The organism is Agromyces sp. NPDC004153, from assembly GCF_053603635.1.
Genome location: NZ_JBSGFY010000001.1, coordinates 2021150 through 2036283, shown reverse-complemented (window position 1 = coordinate 2036283; position 15134 = coordinate 2021150). Strand labels below are relative to the sequence as shown.

16 protein-coding genes are annotated in these 15134 nt (G+C 73.0%); 8 read left to right on the top strand and 8 right to left on the bottom strand.

The genetic code is table 11. The annotated features are described in order from the left end of the window. Nucleotides 1-27: 27 nt before the first annotated feature. Genes ACWEOH_RS09535 through ACWEOH_RS09520 form a run of 4 tightly spaced genes read left to right on the top strand, consistent with a single transcriptional unit; the run spans nt 28 to nt 3613 of the window. Complete coding sequence (locus tag ACWEOH_RS09535; protein WP_452030349.1) at nt 28-1056, top strand: putative F420-0 ABC transporter substrate-binding protein; 1029 nt, start codon at nt 28-30, stop codon at nt 1054-1056. Further along, a complete protein-coding gene (locus tag ACWEOH_RS09530; RefSeq protein WP_452030347.1) occupies nt 1056-2216 on the top strand; it encodes a putative F420-0 ABC transporter permease subunit in 1161 nt (386 codons plus the stop codon). Before ACWEOH_RS09535 ends, ACWEOH_RS09530 begins: the two co-directional genes overlap by 1 nt. Next, a complete protein-coding gene (locus ACWEOH_RS09525; protein ID WP_452030345.1) occupies nt 2213-3058 on the top strand; it encodes an ABC transporter ATP-binding protein in 846 nt (281 codons plus the stop codon). The genes ACWEOH_RS09530 and ACWEOH_RS09525 overlap by 4 nt, the downstream gene beginning before the upstream one ends. A gap of 45 nt (nt 3059-3103) precedes the next feature. After that, nucleotides 3104-3613 carry a hypothetical protein gene (locus tag ACWEOH_RS09520; protein WP_452030344.1) on the top strand — a complete coding sequence of 170 codons (510 nt, stop codon included), beginning with the start codon at nt 3104-3106 and terminating at the stop codon, nt 3611-3613. A 25-nt stretch (nt 3614-3638) separates the two neighbouring features. Here the strand turns inward: ACWEOH_RS09520 and ACWEOH_RS09515 are convergent, their stop codons facing one another. From ACWEOH_RS09515 to ACWEOH_RS09500, 4 genes are all read right to left on the bottom strand, one after another. Beyond that, nucleotides 3639-4439, bottom strand: coding sequence for an ABC transporter permease (locus ACWEOH_RS09515; RefSeq protein WP_452031896.1), 801 nt, complete (start codon nt 4437-4439; stop codon nt 3639-3641). Nucleotides 4440-4524: 85 nt separating this feature from the next. After that, nucleotides 4525-5487 carry an ABC transporter ATP-binding protein gene (locus tag ACWEOH_RS09510; RefSeq protein WP_452030342.1) on the bottom strand — a complete coding sequence of 321 codons (963 nt, stop codon included), beginning with the start codon at nt 5485-5487 and terminating at the stop codon, nt 4525-4527. Between the two features lie 11 nt (nt 5488-5498). Further along, nucleotides 5499-6779, bottom strand: coding sequence for a LolA family protein (locus ACWEOH_RS09505; RefSeq protein WP_452030340.1), 1281 nt, complete (start codon nt 6777-6779; stop codon nt 5499-5501). 53 nt (nt 6780-6832) lie between these two features. Beyond that, nucleotides 6833-7435 carry a hypothetical protein gene (locus tag ACWEOH_RS09500; RefSeq protein WP_452030338.1) on the bottom strand — a complete coding sequence of 201 codons (603 nt, stop codon included), beginning with the start codon at nt 7433-7435 and terminating at the stop codon, nt 6833-6835. A 171-nt stretch (nt 7436-7606) separates the two neighbouring features. On the opposite strand from ACWEOH_RS09500, the gene ggt reads away from it, so the two are divergent. Then, nucleotides 7607-9469: a gamma-glutamyltransferase gene (gene ggt / locus ACWEOH_RS09495; RefSeq protein ID WP_452030336.1), complete on the top strand. Its 1863-nt coding sequence runs from the start codon at nt 7607-7609 to the stop codon at nt 9467-9469. Between the two features lie 63 nt (nt 9470-9532). On the opposite strand, the gene fgd is transcribed toward ggt, so the two are convergent. From fgd to ACWEOH_RS09475, 4 genes are read right to left on the bottom strand one after another with little or no spacing between them, the layout of a single operon-like run. Next, nucleotides 9533-10549, bottom strand: coding sequence for a glucose-6-phosphate dehydrogenase (coenzyme-F420) (gene fgd / locus ACWEOH_RS09490; protein ID WP_452030334.1), 1017 nt, complete (start codon nt 10547-10549; stop codon nt 9533-9535). Next, nucleotides 10546-11223 carry a 2-phospho-L-lactate guanylyltransferase gene (cofC, locus tag ACWEOH_RS09485; RefSeq protein WP_452030332.1) on the bottom strand — a complete coding sequence of 226 codons (678 nt, stop codon included), beginning with the start codon at nt 11221-11223 and terminating at the stop codon, nt 10546-10548. Before cofC ends, fgd begins: the two co-directional genes overlap by 4 nt. Further along, nucleotides 11220-12218: a TIGR03557 family F420-dependent LLM class oxidoreductase gene (locus ACWEOH_RS09480; RefSeq protein ID WP_452030330.1), complete on the bottom strand. Its 999-nt coding sequence runs from the start codon at nt 12216-12218 to the stop codon at nt 11220-11222. Before ACWEOH_RS09480 ends, cofC begins: the two co-directional genes overlap by 4 nt. Nucleotides 12219-12243: 25 nt before the next feature. Continuing rightward, complete coding sequence (locus ACWEOH_RS09475; protein WP_452030329.1) at nt 12244-13029, bottom strand: coenzyme F420-0:L-glutamate ligase; 786 nt, start codon at nt 13027-13029, stop codon at nt 12244-12246. A gap of 101 nt (nt 13030-13130) precedes the next feature. Between ACWEOH_RS09475 and ACWEOH_RS09470 the strand changes: the two genes are divergently transcribed. The 3 genes from ACWEOH_RS09470 (at nt 13131) to ACWEOH_RS09460 (ending at nt 15096) form a co-directional block, all read left to right on the top strand. Then, on the top strand, nt 13131-13583 hold the full coding sequence (locus ACWEOH_RS09470) for a DUF6264 family protein (RefSeq protein WP_452030327.1): 453 nt from the start codon (nt 13131-13133) through the stop codon (nt 13581-13583). Between the two features lie 62 nt (nt 13584-13645). Then, nucleotides 13646-14206 carry a DUF6328 family protein gene (locus ACWEOH_RS09465; protein WP_452030326.1) on the top strand — a complete coding sequence of 187 codons (561 nt, stop codon included), beginning with the start codon at nt 13646-13648 and terminating at the stop codon, nt 14204-14206. A gap of 47 nt (nt 14207-14253) precedes the next feature. Then, nucleotides 14254-15096 carry an exodeoxyribonuclease III gene (locus tag ACWEOH_RS09460; protein WP_452030324.1) on the top strand — a complete coding sequence of 281 codons (843 nt, stop codon included), beginning with the start codon at nt 14254-14256 and terminating at the stop codon, nt 15094-15096. Nucleotides 15097-15134: the final 38 nt, after the last annotated feature.

Sequence of the window (15134 nt, the reverse complement as noted above, 5' to 3'; positions counted from 1 at the left end):
ACGCTTGCCTGCCTTCCCGGAGATGCCATGCCCGAATCCCCTTCCCCGACCCATCGGCCCGCCCGTCGCGCCGCCCTCGCCCTCGTGCCGGTCGCCGCGCTCCTGCTCGCAGGCTGCGCTGACGGTGCTTCCGGCACGGGTTCCGACCCCGCCGACGGCGCAGCGGATGCCGCGGCAACCGGCTATCCGCTGACGATCGACAACTGCGGCACCGAGGTCACGCTCCAATCGGCCCCCGAGCGCATCGTCGCGATCAAGTCGTCGACGGCCGAGCTGCTGCTCGCGCTGGGCCTCGAGGACCGCATCGTCGGCACCGCGTTCAGCGATGGTCCCGTGCCCGACGAGTACGCCGCAGCGGCATCCGGGCTCGAGGTGCTCTCCGACAAGGTGCCGTCGCAGGAGGTCACGCTCGCGGCCGAGCCCGACCTCGTGTTCGCCGGCTGGGAGTCGAACCTGTCGGCCGAGGGCGCCGGCGACCGGGCCACCCTGCAGCAGCTCGGCGTCGCCACGTACGTCGCGCCTGCGGCGTGCAAGGAGCCGGGCTACATGCCCGACCCGCTCACCTTCGACGAGGTCTTCGCCGAATTCGAGGAGGCCGGCGCCGTCTTCGGCGTGCCGGATGCCGCGGCCGACCTCGTGGCCGACCAGCGCGCGGCGCTCGAGGCGATCGAGCCGAACGGCGACGACCTCACCGCGCTCTGGTACAGCTCGGGTGACGACACCCCCTTCGTCGGCGCCGGCATCGGCGCGCCGCAGATGATCATGGAGGCCGCGGGCCTCGAGAACGTGGCCGCCGACGTGCACGACTCCTGGACGTCGATGGGGTGGGAGGCGATCGTCGCCGCGAACCCCGACGTGATCGTGCTCGTGGACGCTCCGTGGAACACCGCCGCGTCGAAGATCGCCAAGCTCGAGGCGAACCCCGCCACGGCCGCGCTGCCCGCCGTGCAGCAGCAGCGGTACCTCGTCGTGGACTTCCCGTCGACCGAGGCCGGCGTGCGCAACGTCGGCGCGGTCGAATCGCTCGTCGACCAGCTCGGAGAGCTGGGCTCCTGATGTCACGGACCGCCGAGGGTCGGGCCGCGGACGCTTTCCGCGTCCCGGAGACCGCTCCCCCCACGGAATCCGGGTCGGCCGCATGGCCCGCCCGGCCCTCGGCCTCGCTCGACCGCGCCGGCAGCGGGCTCCGCTCCTCCGGACGCCGCACCTCCGGGCTCCGCACCGGAGCCTGGGCGGCGACGCTCGGCGTGCTGCTCGCGGCATCCGTCGTGGTGGCCGTCACCATCGGGCCGGCCGGGCTCAGCCCCGCCGACGTGTGGGCGAGCGTGCTCGCCCACCTCGGCATCGGCGAGCCGACGCTGTCGCCCCTGCGCGACGGCATCGTGTGGCAGCTGCGGATGCCGCGGGTCCTCACCGCCGTCGCGGTCGGCGCGGGCCTCGCCGTCTGCGGCGCGGTCATGCAGGCGCTGACCCGCAACCCGCTCGCCGATCCGTACCTGCTCGGACTCTCGTCGGGCGCGTCGGTGGGCGCGGTGGTCGTGATCGTGCTCGGGATCGGACTCGTGCTGCCGCTCGCGGCGTTCGGCGGCGCCCTCGTCGCGCTCGTCGCGACGCTCGCCCTCGCGGGCGCGGGCGGCGCCCTGACGCCGACCCGCACCGTGCTCGCCGGCCTCGCGGTGTCGTCGGTGTTCGGCGCGATCACGAGCCTCGTCATCTTCTGGAGCGCCACGGGCGACAGCTACCGCGAGATCCTCAACTGGCTGCTCGGCTCGCTCGCCGGCACCGACTGGACCTCGGTCGCGATCGCGGGCGGCGCGATGCTCGTCGTCGGCCTCCCCCTCATCGCGAGCGCGCGCACGCTCGACGCGTTCGCGTTCGGCGACACGGCCGCGGCCGCCCTCGGCGTGCACGTCGGCCGCAGCCGCGCGCTGCTGCTCGGCGGCACCGCGCTGCTCACGGGCGCGCTCGTCGCGGTGAGCGGCGCGATCGGGTTCGTCGGGCTGATCCTCCCGCACGCCGTGCGGTTCCTCGTCGGTTCCCGGCATCGCGCGCTGCTCCCCCTGTCGGCGCTCGCGGGCGCGATCTTCCTCGTCTGGGCCGACACCGGCGCCCGCACGCTGTTCGACCCGCGCGAGCTGCCCGTCGGCATCCTCACCGCCCTCGTCGGCGGCCCGGTCTTCGCCGTGCTCATGCTCCGCAACCGGAGGCTGTCGTGACCGCCGCGAGCGACCGCCCCGACCTGCACGCCGACCGCGTGCGCTTCACGCGGGGGCGCCGGCTCATCATCGACGACGTCGACTGCACCGTTCCGGGCGGGTCCGTCGGCGCGCTCCTCGGTCCCAACGGCGCGGGCAAGAGCACGCTGCTGCACCTCATCGCCGGTGTCGAGCACGCGGATGCCGGCGCAGCGCGCCTCGGCGATCGCGACCTCGCCGCGCTGCGTCGTCGAGACCGTGCGCGGCTCGTCGCGCTCGCCGAGCAGGAGGTGCAGGATGCCCCGGGCCTCAGAGTCGCGGAGGTCGTCGCCCTCGGCCGCACGCCGTACCTCGGCGCGTTCGCCGGTCCCGACGAGCACGACCGCGCCGTCGTGCGGCGGACCCTCGACGACCTCGGGCTCGTCGACCTGGCCGACCGCGAGTACGCGACGCTCTCGGGCGGTGAGCGGCAGCGCGTGAACCTGGCGCGCGCCATCGCGCAGGAGCCCGAGCTGCTGCTGCTCGACGAGCCCACGAACCACCTCGACGTGCACGCGCAGCTCACGGCGCTCGGGCTGCTGCGCGCGCTCGCGCGCGGCGGGCTCACGGTGCTCGCGGCGCTGCACGACCTCTCGCTCGCGGCGGCGTACGCCGACCATGTCGTCGTGCTCGCCGAGGGCCGGGTGCGCGCGGCGGGCGCGCCAGGCGACGTGCTCACGCCCGCCCTCATCCGCGCGGTGTGGGGCGTCGAGGCGGCCGTGCTCGTGCACCCGGCGACGGGGCGCCCGCTCATCGCGTACTCGGAGGTCGCGGAGCGTGCGGCCGTCACGCCCGACCGCGACGGGGCATCCGCCCGGGCGTAGCGCGACCGCGGACTCGCCCTTGACCGCGGGCGTAGCCTTGACCGCATGGACACCGAGGCCATGAACGAGGTGACCGACCGGCGGGTGCTGCTCGACTGGATCGCCGACGAGTTCCTGCACAACTCGTGGGCGGGTCGACGGCTCGTTGCGGTCGAGGGCGCGACGACGGGACCGGCGGCGCGCTTCGCGGACGACCTGGCCGGCGTGCTGTCGGGGCGCGGGCAGGTCGTGGTGCGACGGTCGCTGGGCGAGGTCGACGAGCCGACCCTCCGCCGTGAGACGATCGAGCCGTTCCGAGCAGGCGCGCTCGAGGGCGCCGAGAGCGCCGACACGGTGCTCGTCGTCGACGGCATGCGCCTGCTCAACGACTCCGTGCGCGGCATCTGGCACTTCTCGATCTGGACGCTCGTGGGCGACGAACTCCCCCACTCGGGCGCGAACGTCATCGTCGACGACACCGACGAGTTCAAGCCGATGCGGTACTTCTACGACTACTGCAGGCTGCCGCCGAGCTTCGGCGAGCGGCGGGAGGCGGCACCCGCCGCCGCGGAGTGAGCCGGCCACGCGGCATCCGCTCGGCCTACGACAGCACGTCCTTCGTGAGGAACCGCCCGACCGCGAGCGCGCCGAACACCAGGATGTAGCCCGCCTGCAGGAGCGCGTTGTCGGCGAACGCGTCCCAGACCACGGGTTCGCGCAGCAGGTCGACGAAGCCCAGCCAGTAGTGCGTGAACAGCCACGGATGCAGCCACTCGAGCTGCGGCAGCACGTCGAGGATCTGCGACACCACCGCGAGGATCGCCGTGGCCGCCATCGCCCCGACCGGCACCGTCGTGAGCGTGGAGAGGAAGAGCCCGATCGCCGACATGCCGAGCAGCGACACCGTGACGTAGGCGGCGATCGCGAGGAAGCGCAGCAGCGCCTCGCCGACGTCGATCGTCGCCCCCGAGAGCAGCGTGACCGGCCCGATCGGGAACAGCGCCCAGCCCACGAGCGTCCCGACGACGACCACGGTCAGCGTCGCGGCCATGCAGAACGCCGCGGCGGCGAGGTACTTCACGAGGAGGAGCCGCACGCGCCCGGCCGGCGCGATGAGGAGGTAGCGCAGGGTGCCGTGGCTCGCCTCGCCCGCGATGGTGTCGCCCGCCACGACGCCGATCGTGAGCGGGAGGAACAGGGGGATCGCCACGATGAGCGCCGTCATGCCGACGAACAGCCCGTTGTTCGTGATCTCGCTGAGGAACGTGGGACCGCGGCCGCTCGGGGCCGGCCCGGCGATGATGAGCGCGACGCCGATGAGCACGGGGATGGCGGCGAGCGCGGCGAGCATGGCCCACGTGCGCAGCCGTCGGAAGAGGGTCAGCAGCTCGGAGCCGAGCAGCCAGAGGCTGCCGCCCGATCGTCGGGCCGGCTCGGCGTGGGCGACGTCGACGACGGATGCCGCGGCGACGCGCTCCTCGGCGGCCTCACTGGACAACGTCGAATCCCTCCCCCGTGAGCTCCACGAACCGCTGCTCGAGGCTCGCGTGCACGGTCTCGAAGCCGCGCACCCGCACGCCCGCGCCGACGAGCGCGGCCACGACCGCCTCGGGCGCCGTGCCGCCGAGCCGCGCGGTCACCGCGCCGTCGGGATCGGCGGGGGCATCGGGCTCGATCGCACCGTCGCCCAGGAGCCCGGCGAGCGCCTCCCTGGCCGAGGCGACATCGGGCGTGCGCACCCGCACGCGCGCCTCGCCCTCGTCGCGGAAGTCGTCGAGCGTGCCCTGCGCGACGAGCCGTCCGGCGCTCATCACGCCGACGTGCGTGCACACCTGCTCGACCTCGGCGAGCAGGTGGCTCGACACGAACACCGTCGTGCCGTCGTCGGCGAACGAGCGGATGAGCGCGCGCACCTCGCGCGTGCCCTGCGGGTCGAGGCCGTTCGTCGGCTCGTCGAGCACGAGCAGCTCGCGTCGCATCAGCAGCGCGTTCGCGATGCCGAGGCGCTGCTTCATGCCGAGCGAGTACGCGTGCACGCGCTTGCGGGCGGCGTGCGAGAGACCGACGCGGTCGAGCGCCTCCGCCACCCGGTGGTCGCGGCTGCGTCGCGGCGCGTGCCGGTCGGCCGCGTCGAAGCGGCGCAGGTTCGCCGCGCCCGACAGGTACGGCGAGAAGGCCGGCCCCTCGACGAGGGCGCCCACCCGCGGCAGCACCGCGTCGACGTGGCGGGGCATGTCGGCGCCCAGCACGCGCGCGTCGCCCGCGTTGGCCGCGACGAGGCCGAGCAGCATCCGGATCGTGGTCGTCTTGCCCGAGCCGTTCGGCCCCAGGAACCCGAACACCGAGCCCCGCGGCACCGCGAGGTCGACGCCGTCGACGGCCACCTGCGAGCGGAAGCGCTTGGTGAGGCCGTGCGTCTCGATGGCGAGCTCGGACGTCGGCGCGGCCACGCTGCGGCCCGTCAGCGCGCGCTCGAGGCGACGGCGAGCAGGTGCTCGGGGGTCACGGCTCCGGCGAAGACGCGGCCGTCGTCGGTGAACAGCACCGTCACGAGCGACGTCGAGACGATGCGTCCGCCGTCGACGCGCTGCGCGATCGAGTCGAGCAGGGTCGACGCGTCGGCGAAGTCCTCGGCGCCCTCAGCGCCCTCGGCTGCTCCGGCGGCGCCCTCGGCTGCCCCGCCCGCGCCCGCGGGCAGCTCGACGACGGTCGACCAGCCCGACCCGTGCACGATCGGCCGCGGCATCCCCTCGGCCTCGGCGGCGGCACCCGACTCCGCCTCGGCCTTCCACTGCTCGAGTTCGGCGACGGTCGGCACCGGCACTTCGTGCTCGGTCACCGTCGCGCCGTCGGGCGGCGTGAACGCGAACACCGAGGCATCGGGTGCCTCGAACGACACGTCGGTGAACGCCACTCTGAACGCCGGCTCCTCGGCGCCGGCAGCGGTGACCGATGCCGCGAGCGCGACGCCCGTGTCGGCGTCGATCGCGACCGACACCTCGCCGACGAGCGTGGCGTCGTCGCGCGGCACGAGCACGAGCTCGTACGCCTCCCGTCCGGCCACGCGGGCGTCGGTGCCCACGGAGACGTCGGTCGTCTCGTCGAGCTTCGCGAGCGCGTCGTCGAGCACCTGCTCGGGCGTCGGCAACGTGCCGTACTCGGCCTCGACCTTCGCGCGAGCCTCGTCGGCGTGCGACTCGGCCTCGGCCTCGAGCGCCTCGAGCGCCGCCTGGTCGACCGTGACGTGGGTGGCCGACTGCTCGCGCGAATCCCAGATCCAGGCGCCCTCGCCCGCCGTGACATAGACGTCGCGCTCGCCGAGGCGGTCGAGCACCTGCAGGCGCGCGTTCGAGCCGTCGACGTAGACCTTCGCGGTGTGGTTCCCGGTGATGAGCGAGAGGATCTCGTCGATGCCGTCACCGGATGCCGCGTCGCCGCCCTCCGTGTCCGAGCCGTCGCCCGATCCAGGCGTGGCCGAGGCGGAACCGCTCATGCCGCCGGTCAGGCCCGACAGGTCGGGGAGCCCGAGCTCGGACGTCTGCTCGACCGTGCCCGACAGCGCCTCGACGTCGCTCGACGCCGCGAGCTCGAGGAGCTCCTCGGGTGTCAGGTCGGGGAGGTCGACCGCGGCGTTCGCCTGGAGCGGCACGAGCACAACGGCGACGCCGACCACGATGGGCGCGGCGATGGCTGGGATCCAGCGGGCGAACCTGCGGGACGCCCCGGTGTCGCGGGGGCGCATGCCCTCAGGCTACGCCTCCCCGCGGCATCCGGGACCAGGTCGGCGGCGAACGCTCAGGAACGACGTCGCGTCAGCGGCGCGCGCTGGAGGAGCAGGGCGACCCCCACCAGCAGGGGGACGAGGAACGGAGCGAACGGGACGATGTCCCCGAACACGAGCGTCGCGACGAGCATGAGCACCGTGACGACGATCACGACCCATCCGACCCAGGCTGCCAGCGAGCTGAGCAGGAGCGCCACGCCGAGGATGACCAGGCCGGCCTCGGTGAGCACGAGGAAGAGGAACTCCGGCCAGGTGGGGAGTGAGCCCTCGGCGAAGGCCCCCGGGTCGGCGGTGCGCGCGGCGACGACCCAGATCCAGAGCAGGGTGCCGGCCGCGAGGAGTCCGGTGCTGGTCCAGAGGATCGGGGCGAACGACTGGCGGCGGGCGTGGGACGAGAGCAACGCGACGCCGGTCGTCGTGAGGATCGGGCCGAGCGCGAACAGCACCTGTGCCGCTGTCCACTCCCCGGGAGCGTCCGTGATGCTCGCCAGCTTCGCGGCCGAGTCGGGTTCGGGGAACACCCGGCCGGAGATGGGGAGGTTCGACCCGATGATGAACAGGGCCGATCCCGCGATCATCATGGCCGCAGCCGCCTGCTTGAGTCCGATCTTCATCGCATCCCCCTCTCTGGAGGGTTGCAGGGATGCTCGACGCTCGACGCCATCGTCGGCACCTGTTCCCAGCGTGGTTTCCGAGGGCGTGGCTGTCAAACCCGTTGCCTCCTACGACGACTCGGGTCTACGGTGAGGGCATCCGGCCGATGTCACCACTTTGGGGGGATTTCCATGGTCACCGAGGATCGCCGCACCGCCGTCCGCCGCGCCGGCGTCGCCGTCGTCGCCGCACTCTCGCTCGGAGCCGTCGGCATCGCCGCACCGGCCGCAGCCGCTCCGCCGGCGGGGTCGAGTCCCGCGGCAGTCCTGAGCGGACGGCCGACCCCACCGGCACCGTCGACCTCGACCGGGTTCGGTGGTGCCGTGTCATCCGTCGATGCGTCGGCGAGCGCCGTCGGGCTTGAGGTGCTTCGCGAGGGCGGCAACGCCGTCGACGCAGCGGTCGCGACCGCCGCGTCGCTCGGCGTGACCGAGCCGTACAGCGCCGGCATCGGGGGCGGCGGGTACTTCGTGTACTTCGACGCCGCGAGCGGCGAGGTGACCACCATCGATGGCCGCGAGACCGCGCCCGCCGCGATGCCCGGTGATGCCTTCGTCGTCGAGGGGAGCGTCTCGGATACGGCGCCATTCGGCGTCGCCATGCCGTTCGGCGAAGCCGTCTCCTCCGGCCTCTCCGTCGGCGTTCCGGGAACGCTCGCGACGTGGGAGGCCGCGCTCGAGCAGTACGGCACCGAGTCGCTGCGCGACATGCTGCAGCCCGCCATCCTGCTGGCGACGAAGGGCTTCACAGTCGACCAGACCTTCCACGACCAGACCGCGGCCAACGCGGCGCGCTTCGAGCAGTTCCCCGACACGGCCGAGTTGTTCCTGCCCGGCGGCGAGCCGCCGCAGGTCGGATCGATCTTCAAGAACCTCGACCTGGCCCGGACGATGCGGCAGATCGCCCTGAAGGGCACCGACGTGTTCTACGAGGGCCCGATCGCAGAGGAGATGGCCGCGGTCGTGCAGGACCCCATCACGACCCCCGACGCGACCCTTCCGGCGCACCCCGGCTACCTGACCGCCGAGGACGTCGCCGGCTACGAGGTCATCGACCGCGACCCCACGCGCATCCAGTACCGAGGCCTCGACGTCTACGGCATGGCCCCGTCCTCGTCGGGCGGCACCACGGTCGGCGAGTCGCTGAACATCCTCGAGAACTTCGACCTGTCGGCCGCCGGGACCGCTCAGGCGCTGCACCTCTACCTCGAGGCCACGGCGCACGCCTTCGCCGACCGAGGGGCGTACGTCGGCGACCCGGCGTTCTTCGACGTGCCGACCGAGACGCTGCTGAGCCAGGACTTCGCGGACGCCCGTGCGTGCGTGATCGACCCGGACACCGCGTCGGTGAAGCCCGTTCCCCCCGCGCCGCTCAGCGCCGCCGGCTGCGAGGCAGCCGCGCTCGGCGAGGAGATGGACACCGAAGGCGTCTCGACCACGCACCTCTCGGTCGTCGACCAGTGGGGCAACGCCGTCGCATACACGCTCACGATCGAGTCGACCGGCGGTTCGGGAATGACGGTGCCGGACCGCGGCTTCCTGCTGAACAACGAGCTCACGGACTTCAGCTTCCTGCCGAACCCGGCCGACCCGAACATCGTCGAGCCCGGGAAGCGCCCGCGCTCGTCGATGTCGCCCACGATCGTGCTCGACGGCGGCGACGTGCGCTACGTCGTCGGCTCGCCCGGCGGGTCGATGATCATCACGACCGTGACGCAGGTCCTCATCAACCGCATCGACCTCGGCATGACGCTGGCTGAGGCCGTTGCGGCGCCCCGCGCGTCGCAGCGGAACACGGCGGCGGTCTTCGCCGATCCGGCATTCCGCGCGGCCTACGAGGCCCAGCTCACGCCGTTCGGGCACCAGTTCACGACCTCTGCGGAGATCGGCGCCGTGGCTGCGATCGAGGTCGGTGACGACGGGCTGCTCACCGCGGTGGCCGAGCCGGTGCGGCGCGGCGGCGGGACGGGGCTCGTGGTCGAGCCGGCGGACTGAGGTCCGCGACCGGGGTGATGGACGGTCGACGGGCGCCGCGGGGACAGCGGCGCCCGTCGGCGACTATCGTGCGCGCAGCCGCGGCGCCAGGTCGCGCTCGAACAGGTCGAGGAACCGCCGCTGGTCGTGGCCGGGCGCATGGAACACGAGGTGGTCGAAGCCCCAGTCGATGTACTGCCCGATCTGCTCGACGACCCAGTCGGGGTCGGACCCGACGATCCATCGCCCGGCGATCTCCTCGATCGGCAGGGCGTCGGCGGCGCGCTCCATCTCGACCGGGTCGGTGATGTCGTGCTTCTGCTCCTTGGACAGCGACAGCGGCGACCAGAACCGGGTGTTCTCGAGGGCGGCGTCCTCGGTCTCCTCGTACGACAGCTTGATCTCGATCATGCGGTCGATGGCGTCGAAGGAACGGTTCCCGGCCTCGGCGCCCTCCTCGACCGCTGGGATGAGCTGGTCGACGTAGAGCTCCGCTCCCTTGCCCGACGTGCAGATGAAGCCGTCGCCGGCGCGGCCCGCGTACTTCGCCACGGTCGGCCCGCCGGCGGCGATGTAGACGGGCACCGGGACATCCGGCCGGTCGTAGATCGACGCGTCGTGGGTGGAGTAGTACTCGCCCTCGAAGTTCACGCGCTCGTCCTTCCAGAGGGCGCGCATCAGGCGCACGGCCTCCCGCAGCCGGGCGAACCGCTCCCGGAACTCGGGCCAGTCCTGCTCGCCCGCGCCGCGGAAGCCCGTCGCGATCTCGTTGAGCGCCTCGCCCGTGCCGAAGCCCGCGATGATGCGGCCCGGGTACAGCACGCCGAGCGAGGCGAACGCCTGTGCGAGCACCGCCGGGTTGTAGCGGAACGTCGGCGTCATCACGCTGGTGCCGATCCGCACGTTCGACGTGCGCTCGCCGACCGCGGCCATCCAGGTCAGCGAGAACGGCGCGTGCCCGCCCGTGTGCCGCCATGGCTGGAAGTGGTCGCTCGTCCACACCGACTCCATGCCGTGTCCCTCGGCGGCGACCGCGATCTCCACGAGCTCGCGGGGGTCGAACTGCTCCGCGGAGGCCTTGTATCCGAGTGTAAGCGTCATGGGGATTCCTTCCGATCGGCGAGGCGCGCCACGGCTTCGGCGGTGTGGTCGCCGACTCCATGGTGCAGCACGGTTTCGAGGCCGTCGACGGTGTCGACGTCGCGCGTGAGTCCTGGGGCATCGGATGCCGCGAGCTCGACGAAGCCGGCTGCGGCGTGCCGCTCGGCCGACCCGGGCCCGAAGCGCGGCTCGAAGGCGACGCCGGCACCGGCGGTCGCGAGCGTCGTGCCCGTGCCGTCGGCGTCGCGCACGAAGGCGAGCGGATGCCGCGACGCCGCGTCGAGCACCCGGTCGAGCTCGCCGGGCCGCAGTCCGGGCAGGTCGCCGAGCAGCACCGCGATGGCGACGGGCGACGCCGATCGCGCGTGGGCGATGCCGTGGCGGATCGCGGGCAGGAGCCCCCGCTCGACGGTCGCGTCGCCGTCGGCGCCGGGCTCGGCGAGGTATTCCGCGCCGTCCGCGAGGTCGGGGTCGTCGCCGACGACGATGACCCGGTCCACGGAGGCCGCCGCGCGGGCGGCCGCGATGGTGTCCAGCGCGAACGCCCGCGCCAGCTCGGCGCGCGCGGCATCCGCCACCGCCGGGGACAGCCGGGTCTTGCCCGCGGCGGGCGCCTTGACGGGGATCACGACGGTCCAGGTGGTCGGCCCCGCGGCATCCGGTGCAGCGCTCATGCCCGCAGCCCCGGCAGCACGTCGCGGCCGAAGACCTCGAGGAACTCGGCCTGGTTGCGGCCGACGTTGTGCAGGTAGATGCGCGTGAAGCCGAGGTCGAGGTGGCGCTGGATGTCGGCGCGGTGCACCTCGGGGTCGGCCGAGACGACCATGCGGCCGGCGAAGTCCTCGGGGCGCACCGTGCGTGCGAGCTGGTCGAACTCGTAGGGGGATCGGATGTCGCTGCGCGGGAACCGCATGCCCCCGTTCGGCCACTCGACGATCGCGTTCCGCATCGCCTCCTCGTCGGTGGCCGCCCACGACAGGTGCAGCTGCACGACCTTCGGCATCGCGCGCGCGTCGCGCCCGACCTCGCGGGCGCCCTCGGCGAATCGCTGCAGCAGCGGCGCGAGCCGGTCGGTGGGTCCGCCGAGCGTGATGAACCCGTCGACGCTGCGACCCGCGCGCCGCGCGGTCACGGGCCCGGATGCCGCGACGAGGATCTCGGGGGCGACCGGCGGCATCGTCCAGAGCCGCGTCGACTCGAGCCGGAAGTGCGGCCCCGAGTGGCGCACGTCGCGACCGGCGAGCGACCCCGCGAAGAGCTTGCGGATCACGTCGACCGCCTCGAACATGCGGTTGATGCGCTGGGGCGCCTCTGGCCAGTACTGCCCGACGACGTGCTCGTTGAGCGCCTCTCCCGAGCCGATCCCGAGCCAGTGCCGGCCGGGGTAGAGCGCGCCGAGGGTCGCGCTCGCCTGCGCGACGACGGCCGGGTGCATCCGGAACGTCGGCGTCGTCACGCCCGGGCCGAGGTCGCCCGTCGTGCGCTCGCCGATGGCCGCGAGCACGCTCCACACGAACGACGACTCGCCCTGCGCGGGCACCCACGGCTGGAAGTGGTCGGTCGCCATGACCCCCCGGAACCCGTGGGACTCGGCGAGCGCGGCAAGCACCACCGCCTGGGCTGGCGGGAATCGCTCGAGCATGGCGGCGTAGCCGATGTGCGCTGACACCCCTCCATCCTCGCGTACGAGAGGCTCACCCCGCGGAGTCGGCGACCCCTTCGGCCTGCGACTCGTCGAACCCGTCGCGGTAGCCCTCGTTGTACGCCTCGTCGGCGCCCACGCGGAAGAGGTCGCGCTCCGCCGGGCGGAGGATGCTGCGCGCGCCGGGGAGGTCGAGGTCGCCGACGTAGCGTCCGAGTCCCCGCACCACGGCGACGGGAACGCCCGACGACTTGCCCTTCACGAGCTCGGCCGCGCCGGCGAGCTGGTCGGCCACGCACGGCATCGTGACCGCGAGCGGCTTGCCCGAGGCATCCGCCGACCCGCGCAGGTCGTCGAAGACGTGCACGCCGGCGGCGCCGATCGCGATGTCGGTCTGCCCCTCGCGCCAGGGCCGGCCGAGCGTGTCGGAGAGGATGACGCCCACGTGCCGGCCGGTGAGCGCGCGGATGCCGGTGGCGAGGGCGCGCGCCGATGCGTCGGGATCGACCGGCAGCAGCAGCACGGTGCCGTGCGGGGCGTTCGACGCGTCGACGCCCGCCGCGGCGCCGATGATGCCCTGCCGGTTCTCGACGATGCGGGTGATGCCGCCCTCGTACTCGCGCGTCGCCACGACGCGCACGGTCTCGGCGGTGATGGCGGCCTCGCGGTCGTCGGCCTGCATGATGCGGCCCTCGGCCTTCGACACGACCTTCGACGTCACCACCAGGATGTCGCCGTCCTCGAGCTCGACCGCGTCGGCGATGAGCTGGGCGAGGTCGTCGCCCGGTCGGACCTCGGGCAGTCCCTCGACGCCTTCGATGCGGTATGCCACGGGCATCGCCTCCCTCGCTCCTGCTTCCGATCCTTGCAGCATCGGGCGCGCCGCTGCCAGAATTCGGCTGGTGGGGCGCCCGTCCTGGGGCGAGAGGGGAGGCCGTCATGAGCGATGCGGTCCAGCCGGACCCGGTCCGACCGCCGCCGGCTCAGCCCGAGCCGGAGCAGGCGCAGGCCCAGCCGTACGACCAGTACGCGACCGCGGCACCCGCGAAGCGCCCGATCATCATGTGGGACCTCGTGACCACGATCGTGCTGCTCGTGCTGATGATCGGCGCGGCGCTCCTCGCGTCGTTCTTCTCGCTCTTCCTCGCGTTCGCCGGCGACTCCTGCGGCGCGAGCTCGGTCTGCAACTACGACCTGATGGCCACCGGCATGATGGTCGCGATGATCGGCCCGCTCGTCGTGGGCCTGTTCGCGCTCATCGCCGCCGTCATCGTGCTCGTGCTGAAGCGCATCGCGTTCTGGATCCCGCTCGTCGGCATCCTGCTGATCGTCGGGGTGTTCATCGGCGGCTTCGCGCTCACGGCCGCGGGCGTGACGCCGGCCGCCGCCTGACCGAGGGGGCCTGGCCGCGCAAGGGGTTGAGCGCTGGGCCCCTGCCATGCCTACGATCGGGCATGAACGCACGGCACGCCGGCTCCCTCGACGACGACGCCGTCCCCTCCGACGGGCGCGACGAGACGCCGAACGAACGGAGCGACCGGCACTGGAACGACATCCTGCAGGAGCTGCGCGTCGCGCTGACGGGCACGCAGCTCATCGGCGGCTTCCTGCTCGCGGTGGCCTTCCAGCAGCGGTTCACCGAGCTCGACGCGTACCAGCTCGCGCTGTACCTGACGCTCGTCGCGCTGGCCGGCCTCGCGACCGTGATCGGCCTCGCACCGGTGACCCTGCATCGCACGCTGTTCGGACAGCGGGTCAAGGGCCGCATCGTCCGGATCGGCAACCGGCTGCTCGTCGCGCACCTCGTGGTCGTCGCGCTGCTCGTGCTCGGCGTCACGTCGCTCGTGTTCGACTTCGCCCTCTCACGCGCGGCCGGCATCATCGCGTTCTCGCTGGGAGCGCTCATCCTCATCGGCTTCTGGGTGGTGCTGCCGCGGCTCCGGGGGATGCGCGGCGACGACGACGTGGCGAGACGCAGCCTCGCCGATGACGCGGAGGCCGACGTCGAGGCATGATCCTCGGGCCGCGGTTTGGCGTCGGTGCCGCCGCATAGGCTGGCTGCATGCGCCTCGCCACCTGGAACGTCAACTCGATCCGCACCCGCGTCGACCGCGTCGTCGACTGGATGGTGCGTGAAGACGTCGACGTGCTGGCCATGCAGGAGATCAAGTGCAAGCCCGAGCAGTTCCCGGCGGCGCGCTTCGAGGAGGCGGGCTACGAGCTCGTCCTGCACGGCTTCGACCAGTGGAACGGCGTCGCCATCGCGAGCCGGATGCCGATCGAGTCGGTCGAGACCGCGTTCCCCGGCATGCCGGGCTTCGCCAAGGGCGTCGAGGGCCCCGACCAGCCGCAGGAGGCACGGGCGATCGGCGCCACGGTCGGCGGCGTGCGGCTCTGGAGCCTCTACGTCCCCAACGGCCGGGCGCTCGGCGACCCGCACTACGCCTACAAGCTCGACTGGCTCGCCGCCCTCACCGAGTACACCCGCGAGCAGACCACCTCGTTCCCCGAGGTCCCGTTCGCGCTGGTGGGCGACTTCAACATCGCGCCGTTCGACGTGGACAACGGCGACCCCACGGTCATCGTCGGCCAGACGACCCACGTCTCCCCGCCCGAGCGCGAGGCGTTCTTCACGCTCGAGAACGCCGGAGTGAGCGACGTCGTGCGGTCGCGGGTGCCCGAGGGCCTGTTCACGTACTGGGACTACAAGCAGCTGCGATTCCCCCGCAACGAGGGCATGCGCATCGACTTCATCCTCGGCTCGGCGACGTTCGCCGAGGCCGTGACGGATGCCTCCATCCACCGCAACGAGCGCAAGGGCACCGCGCCCAGCGATCACGTGCCCGTGCTCGTCGACCTCGCCCTGTCGCGGGCCGACGACGACCAGCCGATGATCTTCGGCTGAGTCGCCGCACCGACGCGGCATCCGGCGCCGGCTGCCCG